Here is a 13771-nt window from a genome sequence, read left to right as displayed (position 1 = left end):
TAAATAAGCCTAGTAATTTCATATATTACTAGGCTTATTTATCTCCTACGTACCGCACACATTGCTTAAGGATAAGTTAGCCCTTCTGCTTCTTCTGCGGTAATTACTATGTAACGATTTCCAGTTCTTAACCCTAATAATTCTGCTTTTTCAATTGCATCCTGTTTTGTTTCCGCATAAGCAGCTAAATATTTATCTCCATCAATCATTTGGCAAATCACATATTGTTTCATGGTTTTCTCCTTTTACCCTTTAATTAATTGCGCGATCTTTTTTATTCCAACTTCAATTTCTTCTATAGTTGCATAGGAATAAGAAAGACGTAAAAATTGGTTAGCACTTCTATCATACAAAGTGCCTGGGTTTAATAACACCTTTTCTTGCAAAGCTTTGTCAAATAAACTACGATTCGAAATTGGTAGATTTATATGTAGCCAAATGTAAAAGCTTCCTGCTGGCTCATGCCAAGTTGCAATGCCACTACAATACTTTTCTAACATACTTATCATAAAATCTCTACGTTTTTTCAATTCACTTCTTACAAACTGTAAATGTTCATCATACAATCCATTTTCAAACCACTCCGCTGCAATCTGCTGGGATATAGAACTTGAACCATAATCAGTTTGCATTTTTATATCTGCTAATCTTTGAATAACGGATTCTGATCCAACAACCCATCCAATTCTTAAACCAGGACTAATGACTTTGGACATACTTCCAATATGTAGCACGATACCATGTTTATCATATGCCTTTAAAGGCTTTGAAACTGGTGCATCGAACCATAAATCTTGATATGCCGCGTCCTCAATAATAGGCAATCCAATTTCATTACAGATCTCCATCACTTCTTCCCTCTTCTTAGCGTTCATACTAAAATTGGTCGGATTATGAAAAGATGGGATTGTATATAAAATAGATGCGTTAAATTGTTTCTTATATTTTGTAATATATGAAGTATTTATACCATTCTCATTCATTGGTATTCCAATCAAGCGCATTCCTGCTGATTGAAATACATTAAGCGAATATAAATATGATGGTTTTTCTAATAAAATTGACGCTCCTTTCGGAAGAAGACCCATAGAAATAAGTTGCAGTGCTTGAATTGCCCCCGAAACAATTAAAATAGAGTCAGGAGATACATATACCCCATGCCCTTTTAAATATTCCGCAATTTTTTTTCTTAAATGGAGATTTCCTTTCGGTTCCTCATACCCAAGTGCAACATTTGATTGTAAAATTTCGCTAATAATACCCTTCATCTTTTTCTCAGGCAAGAGACTCGGTGAAAGTTCACCTGTTCCTAATCGAATTACATTGGGAGTAAATTCAGCTTGATTAATCTCTTGTACAGCAGGAAGATTCGGATAATGAAGTCCTGTTTCTACATAAGACTGCCAGTTTGGAGGCGGGGCATATGTAGAAGTACTCTCACTATTATTTATAACAATTGTTCCCTTCCGGCCATTCCCCTCAATATACCCTTTTGCTACTAATTCATCGAAAGCCATTACAATTGTACTTCGATTCACTTCAAACGTATGCGCCAAACTTCTTTGTGAAGGTAATTTAGTTCCAACTGTCCATTCCCCATTAACAATTCTTTCTTTTATATAAGATTCTATTTGTTTATATAAAGGAATAGACGAAGACATATTAGGTTTCCAAACGAGCCTTTCCACTATATCACCTCACATACTTTATGGTTGGTAACCTATCCAACCATATGGATGGATACAAATTTTCATTTCTTCTATACAATATACACTATCATAACTAATCACATTAAGTAGGAGGTAATATGATGAGTGAAGCAATTATTCACGGTATCATCCTTGCATTTGGTCTTATCATTCCATTAGGTGTCCAAAATGTTTTCGTTTTTAATCAAGGCGCTAGTCAATCAAATATTTGGCGAGCTGCTCCTGTAGTCTTGACTGCATCTATATGTGATACATTATTAATATTAATTGCTGTACAAGGTGTATCCCTTGTACTCCTTACTTTTTCTTGGTTAACAACTACTCTGTATATGATTGGATTTTTCTTTCTTATGTATATGGGCTGGGTTATTTGGAGAAGCGATCCTTCAAATGATGTAAAGCAAGAAAAAAGCATGCCTTTAAAAAATCAAATTATTTTCGCCGCATCGGTTTCATTACTAAATCCACACGCAATTTTAGATACGATTGGTGTAATCGGAACAAACTCTATACAGTACATAGGAAGTGAGAAATGGGCTTTCACTTTTGCAACAATTATAGTTTCTTGGATTTGGTTTATTAGTTTAGCTTTTGCTGGAAAATTTCTAAAAGGATTAGACTCGACAGGAAAAACGATTACAGTATTAAATAAATTTTCAGGGCTAATCATATGGGGAGTCGCACTTTATATGTTAAAACAAGTTATTTTTCCTAACTAATTAAAGAGAATTGCATGTTGTGTAATTAACATGCAATTCTCTTTCGGATTATGACGTTGGTTCCGGCTTCTGTTTTACCATCATTGTATCTTTTGCTGGTTTAATCCAAATAATTGCTATGACCGCACCAATAGCAGCGAAGATGCTTGTTAAATAAAATACTTCATGGTCCGCCCCTTTCATAAAAAAAGAATACAGGGGTGGTCCAGCTGCTACACCGATAAATCGCATTGAACTATAAAATGACGTAACTGTCCCCCTCTGCTCTTTTTCAATCCCTTGTGTAATAAGAGCATCTAGACACGGTAACGCCATACCAATTCCTCCCCCCATAATAACGAGACAAAGAAGTAGCAAATAGATTCCTTTTAGAAATAAAGGTAAGCAGACAGATGCAGCAGCCAGTAAAAATCCAATATAGATACACTTTTTCATAATATCTTGTTTATCTCCAATTTTTTTACCAGCCATATATGAGCTAAGTGATAGTACAAGTAAAGGAATAGCGAGTACACACCCTTTCCATATACCATGAATATCGTACTTCGACTCCAATATAGTTGACAGATAAAAAAGTATTCCGAATAAAATAAGCATAATAATTGCACCTAGTATAAAAATGGCAATTAACCATCTTCCCTTTTCTCGAAACGTAGAGATAATAGATTGAATAAATTCTTTAAGTGGTGGGACTTCTTCTTCTTCTTGTTTTTTCGCCTTTACTAGCACCAGTAGTAAAACAATCGATATTACACATAAAACTGGAATCGCCCAAAATGGTAAGAACCATACAATAGCTGCAAGAGCTGATCCTAATATGGGACTCAATACTTTTCCAAATGTATTTGACGTCTCAATGATTCCTAAACCTGCACTAACCTGTTTTTCATCTTTGTATAAATCACCTACACATGGTATGACAACTGGCATAGCACCAGCAGCACCTATCCCTTGAATTGCTCTTCCGATAAGAATCCAAACATAAGGGTTATCAACTTTCCATGATACCCAGCCCGTTATCGCTCCTCCAATAGCTGCAATTAATAAACTTGGAACCATTACCATCTTTCGTCCCCATCTATCTGATAAATAACCAGCAATCGGTATAAGTATAATTGCAATGATAGAATAAATTGTAATAATCATGGATACTTGGAAAGATGAAATATGTAATTTCTTTTCAATGGTTGGCAGGATTGGAATAAGCATTGAATTACCTAGCGTCATAACAAGTGGAACTGATGCAAGTGCAATTAAACAACAGTTTTCTTTTTTTAACATGTTGATTTCGGAACCTTTCATCATATATTTCTTACCATATAATAGCCCTGTTGGAAATTATTCTCACATTCCACCAGGGCTATTTCATCTTTACTACTTTCCATTTACAACAAAAGAAATTGGGTAAAATATAGCATTACTCCTATTCTTTGAATCCTGTTCACAATATATCCATACCAATTAATTGAAAATAAAAAAGAAAGGAAGAATCCTTCCTTTCTCCTATAACCTTCTACATTTAGCGAGTATATCCGCCACCAAGCTGTTGTTCTGCCATCGCTACAAGGCGTTTTGTAATTTCACCGCCTACAGAACCGTTTGCACGTGAAGAAGTATCAGCTCCAAGCTGTACACCAAACTCTTGTGCAATTTCATATTTCATTTGATCTAGAGCTGCTTGTGCTCCATGTGATGCTAATTGATTAGCGTTACGATTTCTAGCCATTACCGATCACCTCCTTATATATATTAAATTGTATCAAATCCGAAATTAAATACATGGTAATTTTTGGTTATTTATTCTGTAAAAAAAAGGAGCCTCTTAAACGAGACTCTTACATCATTTCATCTTATGAGGTTACTACTTCTAATTTTCTATTTGTTAATGCTCTCATTTCTTCTTTCAATATATCTTTCGCATTATGCCCAAACCATTCAAGCGAAGCAAAATGATTAGTATCTCTCACTTCCCGGATGATTTCATCATAATTTACTATACCTTCAAATAATGGGACCATTCCTATACGACTTCCAGCAGCAGCATATACATTATTTGGTTCAAACACGTGTAAATACTCCGCTGATGATATATTCTTAAAATGGTAATGTTGTATCCACGGCTTTAGTCGCTGGAAACTATCTATCGGGTCTGCACCAGACTCCCATATATGAAGAAAATCAAGGTTTATTTTTAAATATGGATGATTTACTTCTTCTAACAATTTCAAAGTAGACGGTAAAGTATCCGTTAACGTATTTGGATGTGTTTCTAATAGTATATACATATTGTGCTGAGCAAATAAATCACAAATCATGCGAATTCGCTTCACATACTCTTTTCTCTCTTGTTCCAAGAAATCCTCACTACCTTTTTGCCCGGCAAACGTACGAATTTTATTTGTATTAAACCAATTAGCTAGTGTTACCAGCTGTTCACATTTTTCCATCGTTTTTTGAAAATCTGCTAATAATGATATGTCCAAGTAATCACTTATCATCGTAACTTCTAAATTTTTATCCTTTAAATAATCTATTTCTCGTTCTGTTGTTTCACGCTCTTGTATATATAAATTTTGTGCATGGGTCCCCCACAACTCAATTCCTTCAAAATCGTTTTCGTATGCAAATTGAACAATATCAGTAAATGAAATTAGTTGATGGCGAAATGAAATTGTACATAGCGAATATTTCATTGGTTTGAACTCCCTTATCTTAAATTCAATGAACTTGTATTAGTTAAGACAGACTGACTTGTTATCATGTCTTTCCATGACAGAAACTGTTTCTCTAATTCATCCTTAATCTGCAGTTCAATTGTATTCATTTCATTAAGCTTCTCAACAATTGGGATTAACATATCTTTATCGTTTGTCATTACCATTTTGATTGCGCGGTACTGTACATTTGTAAATCCTTGTACAATGTCTTCCACTCGATCACACCAATAATCAAATTCTCGCTCCGAATATTGTAGAGTTTCACGGAAGTATGCAAAGGCATGTTCATAGCTATATTTACGTATTGCCAATACGGGTATTTGCTTTACTGCCGTTACGAGCCCGGAAAGTGAATACCCATCCTCTTCATTTACCATTTTTATTATTAATTCTTTTAATTTCATTGTTAATTCATTATCATCTTTTTTGAATGTTTCCATGAAATAACTTTCTACCATCTCTTGTGTTGGCTCCTGAATTCCTTCTATATCAATGAAATAACCTCCACCAAATGGATTGTCTTTAACAGAATGGAGCACTTTTTCTCTTTCCATATTCCCTTCCCAGCGAAAATCAGGATCAAGCATGAACCATTCCTCTTCTTTCTCTGTCTTCGATATCATTAAGTAATGCGGAAACGGTTTTTGATGAAACTTATTTTCTCTCTCAGGCAATAAAGACATGTCAACCATTACAATTACGTAACGATTTTCAGGCTTATTTTCTACTAATTCTAAAAATGTTTCTAGATTGCTACTTTTATCTTTTGAATGATCGTACCATTCGTTCACTTTAATACCATACAATTTTTCATACCAGAGTAAGTAGTTATCATGGTTAATGTTTTCGGAATGATAAGAAATAACCCCGCCTTCTGTTATATCAAAATCTCCATCCCATAATCCGAAATAAAATGGACGGAAATCTATATCGCTACGCCTTTTTATAATTTCACAAAAACAACTCACTAAACAGTGAACTTTAATTGAAGTCATACTCTCATCCACTTTCCTAAAAGGTTAGTTATTCACATTTACTTCGTGTAACGGCTGCAACTCTTCCATAAAGTCAAGCAAAGATCCTACAGTAAGAAACGCCTTTGGGTCTATCTCATCCTCTGGAACGCATAGCTTTAAATCCATTTCTATGTATACTATGAGCTGTAACAGCATTACCGAATCTATATATAAATCTTGATTTAAACGCATCGTTTCTTCTAAATGCGTTACATTTTTCAGTTCCATTTTTTCTCTCATAATGCTTAAAACTGCTTCTTTTAACATTTCACGCCTCATGTTGTTATCTCTCCCATCTCTAATAACTTACGACTTACTTTCCCTGTTTTATTTTTCGGAATTTCTGCTACATTTTCAATTTCATGCGGTACTTTATAAAACGGTAAATGCTGTATGCACCATTCTCTTATTTGTACTGGTTCAATACGAGAGACTACTTTCGCTTTTACAATTTCCCCCATCACAGGATGCTTACCACGGTATACAATCGCCTCCTGAATACCTTCTAATCGAAGCATCGTTTCTTCCACTTCTATAGGAAAGACCTTTAGACCGGACACATTAATAACATCATCTATTCGCCCCATGAAATGAAGGCCTTGCTCAGATTTATACCCTAAATCTTTCGTATAAATATCCTTTCCAGCAATTTTCACTACGATTTCTTCAGGTTCATCTTCATTTGAACCTATGTTAATACTTACATGAGAAAGTGGCTTCCCTAAGTCTAAATGTGTCTTCATATCATGACATATACTAATGCAGCCAGCTTCAGAACAGCCGTACTGCTGCATCATATATTTCGTCATGCCTTTTAACTTATAAAATAGCGGTTCTGGCAATGGTGATCCTGATGTCATAATTTTATGAAACTGAAAAGTCCCTTGTGGAAAACTCCCCATAATATGTAGCATAAGTGGTACTGTATATATGATATATTTTTCTGTATTACGAACTATATTTAATGCGAATTTAGGGTTTTTATTCGTAATGATTATAGGCTTGCTACCCCTCGTAATTGCAGATAACGTGCCACAAATTAATCCGTATGAATGTGAAACTGGAGCCATTACAATTGGTACTTCGTCTTCTTCACATTTTAAAGCTTCATTATAAGCAGCAATTTCTGTTTCAATTTCCGTCCATGCTCTACGAATCAGTTTTGGCTCTCCTGTTGTGCCTGAACTATATTGTAATAAAGACGGTTCTTCTTGTAATAGATTTGGAACTTCTAATTTTGTAAAGTCGTTACTTTCTCCGTATAAAAGTGCAGTACACTTTGCACGCTTTGCCATTTCAATAGCTGTATCCTTTGGCGTATCTTCATGAATAAGTAGTACAGATGCTCTTTTTTCTTTTAGGAAAAACACAAGCGTAATAATATCGAATGGATCTTTCAGACAAAGTGCAAATCTATTTCCTTCTGCTTCTTGAAATTGTTCCATTCCCTCGTAACCTTGTAATCTCAATTCAAAATCATTTTTGCTAAATTCTTGTTTATTAACGATTAGCATGATTTCCCCCTGTAACAACTGATTTTTGTATTGTAAGTTGCCTTGCTCTATACAATGGATTTGGAACTTCATGAACAAGCGATTCCACATCCATATATAAACGCCGCTTCGTTAATTGCTCTGCATGAAATGTAGGTGCATATAATTGTAATGCTTCAAAACGTTCTTTCAAATGTGAAAATCTTTCAAAATGATCTTCTACTTCTCCAACAAGAATGATCCAAAATTGTTCCTCTTTCAACTGATACTCATCTGCCAGCACGAAAGCCAGTTCACCTAGATTGAATAGGAAAAGCGCATCTAAAACCATTTCTTGCAAACATCCAATACGGTCCATTTCAAAGAAATCATTCATTTGACCATTCGCATATGTTTTATGCATTTTAGTAAAGTCAGGACATTTTTCGATTTCTTTCAAAAATGGACGATAAAACTCCAGTCCTTCATGAAAATCTTTTAGTGCAATACGGACTGGTATTCCTTCTTCATGAACTAAAATCATGTTTTGTCCATGTGATTCTAATGCGATTCCATGCTCTACAACGAGGTGTACAACTGGGATAATTGCCTTTCGAATAAGCAATTGTAGCCAGCTTTCTACTCCATATCTCTTTAACCACAAATCAATAATTGGTGTCCCATCTTTTCCCTTAGCATATAAACCGTTAAATGGGATTGCCTCTTCTTTCTTATTTAAATATTTGTGAACGCTTTCGCGCCAAATACATCCCAATGAGCCATATGTAGCTTTTTTATTCGCATCGTACGTAACACTCGAAAATTCATTTAACAAAATTAAACACGATTCATCCCTTAAATAAGGATCATGATCTACTATATCTTTTAACCAATTCGATATAGCAGGTGCACTCACAACCGAATGTGGTTTTAATGTACGGATAGTTGAAGTATTGAGTAAATTCATTGATAACTTTACATATGGTTTCTTTGGATTCGTAACATTTCTTAATGTCCGCATCGACTGCTGCGCGCAATAATCATCTTCTGATTTCCCTAAATAAATAATATATTTATCCTGTATATGATCAGTATAATTCGGAATAATAAAGTTCTCCCACTGCCAAGGATGAACAGGTATAAACATATACTTCTTCGAATCACAGTCCATTTTTCGAATACGATCCATATACTCTTCGATTTTCTTTTCACCAATTTCTTCTTTAAAGGTACAGTTATAACTCTCTTCACTTTCATATCCTACAGTCGTATATTTCTCATGAACTGCAATCCATATAATTTTCATTGGTTGCATAAATTCAAATCCATATTGAAAATTGTCACGATATTGAAATCCAATGCGTGCTTTATAACTAGGATGATACGGGTGTCCATCTATTAAATGACTTTCAAGCTCATCATACGATTTCGCAAGATAGTCTTCTTCACAACTTCTCTCATATTGTGCAATCGTATCTTTAAAGATTGTTTGTTCTAATTCTTGAATAAAAGAATCCAATTTCGTTCGATCCACTTGAACAATTCGAAAAATCTCCTGTAAAAATTGTGAAACTGATTGTATTTCTTCTTCCTCATCTTGAACTCTCATTATTAATGAGTCATGCAAACAAATACGCCCAAATGTCATACGTTCTTGTCCATAGCATTGGTACATTACATTTTGATCCTTTTCATCAAGACCTTGTATAATAAAAAGGATTTGCTCTCCCTTTTGTATACGAATCGGCGTAATGATTTCTTCATAAATTAACGATTCTACTAATTGCCGGAATACTCTTCTTCTTACTGAAATGTACTCTTTTGATTGGAGTGCCTTCAATATTTTTATGTGATAAACTTCTTCTTTCATAAATCCCTCCGCTATAATACGGAATATTGAATTCCATTATTTGTATTACGTGAAATTTTAGCACTACTTATGAACGAACAGCCACTTCTCTAACGAGTGGATTATCTACTTGTACATAAATTGCTTGCTCTAAAGGATTTGTCAGTTCATCAACATCGAAAAATCTCGTTAGCAAGTTTGCTTTGCATGCCAACTTATCCTCTTCCAACAATTCTCTTAAAAATGTAGAAGGTTCACGGTTATATGGAAGGAATGATTCAAGTACAGACCTTAATTCAGAGAGAAGAATTTCCTCCTTAATTAATCCTGCTGTACCAAAACCGTTAATAAGTCCAAACATATGATTAAAAATTAAATAGTAACGAAACCTTTCATCTACAATATAATCGTCATATAAATTTCCAGTACGTTCGCCAATACCGGCTAGTTCATTATCTAGCACTGACTTCATTGAATTGCAGAAATAAAAACCTTGATTATCACGGAAGTAAAACTTAACTGGATAACCATCTTTCAATTGAACAACACTATTTTGTTGATGCGCTTCTAATGCCACGCCATAACGTAAATACATCCATACCATTGGCTTTAAAGAGATATTCATATATCGTCTAAACCACTCTAAACTTACCTCTTCACAGCTTCTACCTTCTAAATCCGCTAAGCGATGGATAATATTTGCTAAACGAGTTCTTTCACCCGGAATTGCATCTTGTACTAATCCAGCGATAAGCGTTGCGTCATTCGCATTTTCACTATAAAAAGGATTCTCCCGAATAATTACTTCAAATCCGGACTCTTGCATACCATAATTTATTGTAATGAAGGCGGGATCACATATAAAATCAAACCCCGGAAACTTTTCTAACACTTCACCAATTTTAGTATTTAACATTTCCTTCCCTTCAGGACCACTCTCAAGTTCCTTCAATTTATTAATACGCATTGAATTCGTCACCTTTACAGGGAATGAAAATTTAAGCATGTACTTGGAATGAGGATGATATAACGTCCTAAGTGATGATGTCGCCATATAACACTTACCTACTGGACCGATATATTCAAGATCGCCTTGATTCATCCAATTTTGCACATAAGATTGATGTAATAGCCATTCTGCTTGTAGCGGATGGATTGGAATTAATGAATATTCATCTTCTTGACAGTACTTTTCAATAAATTCTTGATTAACCTTTTCATCGTACTTTAATTCCTTTTTTATCATCGCCGTTGTGGAATCTTGTAACAATGACTTTTCATTTACTATACTTTTATGTGCCCGAAAATAGTGAAGTTGACACTCCCCTTTTAATTCAGGAGAATACATTGAACTTTTCCAATCCAATATACCTTGTCTACTCTTTGGTGTAGGATGAGTTAAATGTCCAAATAATAAAGATTGCTCCGCCTCTATAAAAGTCGTATGGAAACCATATAATTCAGCTGTATCCTGCTCCCTTCTTTGTATAAACTTCTCAATATTTTGACAACTACGAATAACTCGAAGCATAAGTTCATCAGGATTCGTACCTTCTCCATAGTTAATAGACATTTCCTTTATTAAAAACATAATAACCGTAATATAATCTGCTTTAATAACATTTTTATTTTCGCCAATTTGGTAATAAAATTGTTCTCCAAATAGATGACGGTCCGTTGATGATTTATATATAACTTCCCCATACAAAGTAACGTTTTGTGCCGATAAAGGGCAGCATAAATAAGTGGGGATAGTATCTCTTTGAAATGAATGGCAGAAAATATCCTCTATCCTTTTATCCTCCGTAATCCATTCTCCACTTCCTGTTTCTCTTAAATAACAATTTAAAAAGCTTTGTATTGTTGCATGTTCCGCGATTTGTTTCGCATGCTGCATACTGCTCCTCCTCTTTTAGACGAACACTATCATTTTTTTGTAAAACTTCCGACAGTTGAATTTTATTATCAACTATGATTCTAATTGATAATGATAATCATTTCAAGGTATATTTCAGAATTTTTTTATCTAACTAAACTTTTCACCTTTTCAAAACGTTTAATCCATCAACAAAAAATACACCAATATAATAATTGATGTATTTTTTCATTCTTGTAAATTAAGTTTACATAATAATATTATCTTCTTCTAAATTGATAGTGATTTGTATAAACAATCCATATCTCGCCAAGCATATGCTATTTCTTCTACATTTAGTCTTTCTAAAAGTTTCGTGTCAATTTTTTCCGGATTATATTTTTCATAAAACTTTTTAGAAGGATTATTAGAAACTACCCAAACTAAAAGAGATTCCATATTATTATTTATACATTCTGACAGTAAAGCTTGAAATAATATTTTCCCTACTTTCAACCCTTGATACTCTTGTAAAATGTAAATCGCATATAATTCCATATCACAATTATATGTACCCATTCTTTCAGTTCCACCATCGATAAATCCAATAATTTCTCCAGTTAACGTCTCTGCTATAAATCTATATTCTAGATTGTCTTCTTTTTGAAAAATGTTTTCCCATTGCTTTTTTCTTTGTTCGAATGTTACATTTTCTAAAATTTCGTTAGCGAATATCCCTTTATATGTGGTTTTCCAGCTCTCCACATGCACTTTTGCTATACTTGCAATATCATTTTTCGTTGCCCTTCGAACATGTATCTCCATCACTTGTATCCCCCTTTGTAATTAATTATAGCAAAATGTTTTTTTCATTAAAAAAAGAGTGAATTTTCATCACCCTTTTCAATCTTTTTTATCTACTTTCAACTTCAACAGATACGACATGATCGATTTCTTTTAGAGAACTATATAACTCAGTTGTATATAAATCTTCTGGAGCTAAAATTACCATTTCTAATTGCTGAGATGCTCCATTATCAATATCTTTAATTTTCACTCGCTTCACTTGCATATTTAAATTTTTAATTTGCTTAAAAATCCCGTCTAACTCTCGATGCTCATTTACAGTAATTTTGATAGACAAGTCCTTTTGTCTCAATGAATATGGGCCTGCAATTTTCACAAGGTGAGGAAGTACATTGATTGCTAATATAATTAAAACCATAGCAACCGTCGCTTGTATATAAAATCCTGCTCCAATCGCAATACCTAAAGCTGAAGCAGCCCATACCATTGAAGCTGTCGTTAATCCAGAAATAACGTCATTACTTCTTCGTAAAATTACCCCCGCTCCAAGAAAACCAATACCACTAACAATTTGGGCAGCTAATCGCATTGGATCCATATTCGTATGACCCGGTACAGAATATACATTTACAGATTCAATTGAAACCATTGTAATTAAACAACTTGCTACAGAAATAACCATACTTGTTTTCACACCAAGCGGTTTATTCTTTAGCTGCCTATCTATCCCGATGAATAATCCTAAAAAGAGTGCTAAACCTAATTTGAATAAAAATTCATATGACATATTTCATTCTCCTTACTTTACAATGTTTTCCTTCGAATAATACACTATAACTCTTTTATGATATCAATTCCAGTCTTTTCTATTCATTTAACGACAAAAGCCGAAAAAACACTTTTTGCAATGTTTCTCCGGCTTTTTCTATAGCTTTTTTATTAGGATTAAGATCATTCTTTATTTTTGTTCTTTAGTCTTAATCTGTGCATCTTTGTAAAATGCTAATTTACTGTCATTATACTCTTTTGTGTGTTTATTAAATTGTTCTTTCGCCTTTTGAGCTTCCACATTTAACTCATTAACAGTTTTAACTTTTTCACCAATTTCTTTTAACTTCGTTTCTTTTACTTTTAATTTTTCATACAGCTCTTTTTCATTCGCTAACGCCTTCGTGTAATCCTCATTCATTTTTTGGAATGCATCATAACGGTTTTTATACGACTCTTCTACTGCTTTAGCTTGTTTTTGTAATTTCTTATCTTCAAGCTTCTCTATATTGCTTTGAACTGATTTCGTCTCCTTCTGAGCTTTCTCTAACAGTTCTTTCTCGTTTTTCAATACTTTCTCACGCTCATTTACATTTGCAGTAGCTTCCTCTATCTTCTTCGTGACTGCTTCATTATGTTCTTTACCTTCTTGTAAAATTTGAGAATATAGTTCTTGCCCTTGCTTTTCTAATTGCTCTAACTTTTTCGTATCATCAGCTAACGATTTTTCTTGTGTCGCTGCTGTTTCAAAAGCCGTATATAAATTTTCTTCTGGTTTTTCACCGAAACAACCTGATAATAATCCTACTGCTAATGCTCCAACTACTGCTACTTTTCCATACTTCAACTTCAATTCCTC

Annotated in this window: 14 protein-coding genes; 1 reads left to right on the top strand and 13 read right to left on the bottom strand. The window is 33.9% G+C overall.

The window, feature by feature from the left end:
• Positions 1 to 65: 65 nt before the first annotated feature.
• On the bottom strand, positions 66 to 233 hold the full coding sequence (locus EXW56_RS09705; protein WP_000816387.1) for a DUF3933 family protein: 168 nt from the start codon (positions 231 to 233) through the stop codon (positions 66 to 68).
• Between the two features lie 12 nt (positions 234 to 245).
• A complete protein-coding gene (locus tag EXW56_RS09700; RefSeq protein WP_002200817.1) occupies positions 246 to 1688 on the bottom strand; it encodes an aminotransferase-like domain-containing protein in 1443 nt (480 codons plus the stop codon).
• Between the two features lie 122 nt (positions 1689 to 1810).
• On the opposite strand from EXW56_RS09700, the gene EXW56_RS09695 reads away from it, so the two are divergent.
• Positions 1811 to 2428: a LysE/ArgO family amino acid transporter gene (locus EXW56_RS09695; protein ID WP_002200818.1), complete on the top strand. Its 618-nt coding sequence runs from the start codon at positions 1811 to 1813 to the stop codon at positions 2426 to 2428.
• 48 nt (positions 2429 to 2476) lie between these two features.
• On the opposite strand, the gene EXW56_RS09690 is transcribed toward EXW56_RS09695, so the two are convergent.
• The 11 genes from EXW56_RS09690 to EXW56_RS09640 all read right to left on the bottom strand — a co-directional run bounded on the left by EXW56_RS09690 (position 2477) and on the right by EXW56_RS09640 (position 13759).
• On the bottom strand, positions 2477 to 3730 hold the full coding sequence (locus EXW56_RS09690) for a bacillibactin exporter BcbE (protein WP_080013721.1): 1254 nt from the start codon (positions 3728 to 3730) through the stop codon (positions 2477 to 2479).
• A 217-nt stretch (positions 3731 to 3947) separates the two neighbouring features.
• Positions 3948 to 4154 (bottom strand): alpha/beta-type small acid-soluble spore protein, encoded by a 207-nt coding sequence (locus tag EXW56_RS09685; protein WP_000113539.1) that lies wholly within the window; start codon positions 4152 to 4154, stop codon positions 3948 to 3950.
• Between the two features lie 124 nt (positions 4155 to 4278).
• Complete coding sequence (locus EXW56_RS09680; protein WP_002200820.1) at positions 4279 to 5121, bottom strand: sugar phosphate isomerase/epimerase family protein; 843 nt, start codon at positions 5119 to 5121, stop codon at positions 4279 to 4281.
• 14 nt (positions 5122 to 5135) lie between these two features.
• On the bottom strand, positions 5136 to 6140 hold the full coding sequence (locus EXW56_RS09675) for a DUF6005 family protein (protein WP_002200821.1): 1005 nt from the start codon (positions 6138 to 6140) through the stop codon (positions 5136 to 5138).
• Between the two features lie 24 nt (positions 6141 to 6164).
• Positions 6165 to 6440, bottom strand: a complete 276-nt coding sequence (asbD, locus tag EXW56_RS09670) for a petrobactin biosynthesis protein AsbD (RefSeq protein ID WP_002200822.1) — start codon at positions 6438 to 6440, stop codon at positions 6165 to 6167.
• On the bottom strand, positions 6437 to 7675 hold the full coding sequence (locus EXW56_RS09665) for an AMP-binding protein (RefSeq protein ID WP_002200823.1): 1239 nt from the start codon (positions 7673 to 7675) through the stop codon (positions 6437 to 6439). The genes asbD and EXW56_RS09665 overlap by 4 nt, the downstream gene beginning before the upstream one ends.
• The gene (locus EXW56_RS09660; RefSeq protein ID WP_002200824.1) at positions 7662 to 9503 is read right to left on the bottom strand and encodes an IucA/IucC family protein; all 1842 of its coding nucleotides are present in this window, start codon (positions 9501 to 9503) and stop codon (positions 7662 to 7664) included. Before EXW56_RS09660 ends, EXW56_RS09665 begins: the two co-directional genes overlap by 14 nt.
• 67 nt (positions 9504 to 9570) lie before the next feature.
• Entirely contained in the window at positions 9571 to 11379 is a 1809-nt protein-coding gene (locus EXW56_RS09655) for an IucA/IucC family protein (protein ID WP_215597399.1), read from the bottom strand.
• Between the two features lie 249 nt (positions 11380 to 11628).
• Entirely contained in the window at positions 11629 to 12165 is a 537-nt protein-coding gene (locus EXW56_RS09650; protein WP_215597398.1) for a GNAT family N-acetyltransferase, read from the bottom strand.
• Positions 12166 to 12250: 85 nt separating this feature from the next.
• Positions 12251 to 12931 carry an MgtC/SapB family protein gene (locus EXW56_RS09645; RefSeq protein WP_002200827.1) on the bottom strand — a complete coding sequence of 227 codons (681 nt, stop codon included), beginning with the start codon at positions 12929 to 12931 and terminating at the stop codon, positions 12251 to 12253.
• 171 nt (positions 12932 to 13102) lie between these two features.
• The gene (locus EXW56_RS09640) at positions 13103 to 13759 is read right to left on the bottom strand and encodes a YkyA family protein (protein WP_002200828.1); all 657 of its coding nucleotides are present in this window, start codon (positions 13757 to 13759) and stop codon (positions 13103 to 13105) included.
• Positions 13760 to 13771 lie beyond the last annotated feature (12 nt).

This window comes from Bacillus mycoides (assembly GCF_018742245.1).
Classification (GTDB): domain Bacteria; phylum Bacillota; class Bacilli; order Bacillales; family Bacillaceae_G; genus Bacillus_A; species Bacillus_A cereus_U.
Note: the sequence above shows the minus strand (reverse complement) of the source record. Positions and strands in the feature narration are given on the sequence as shown.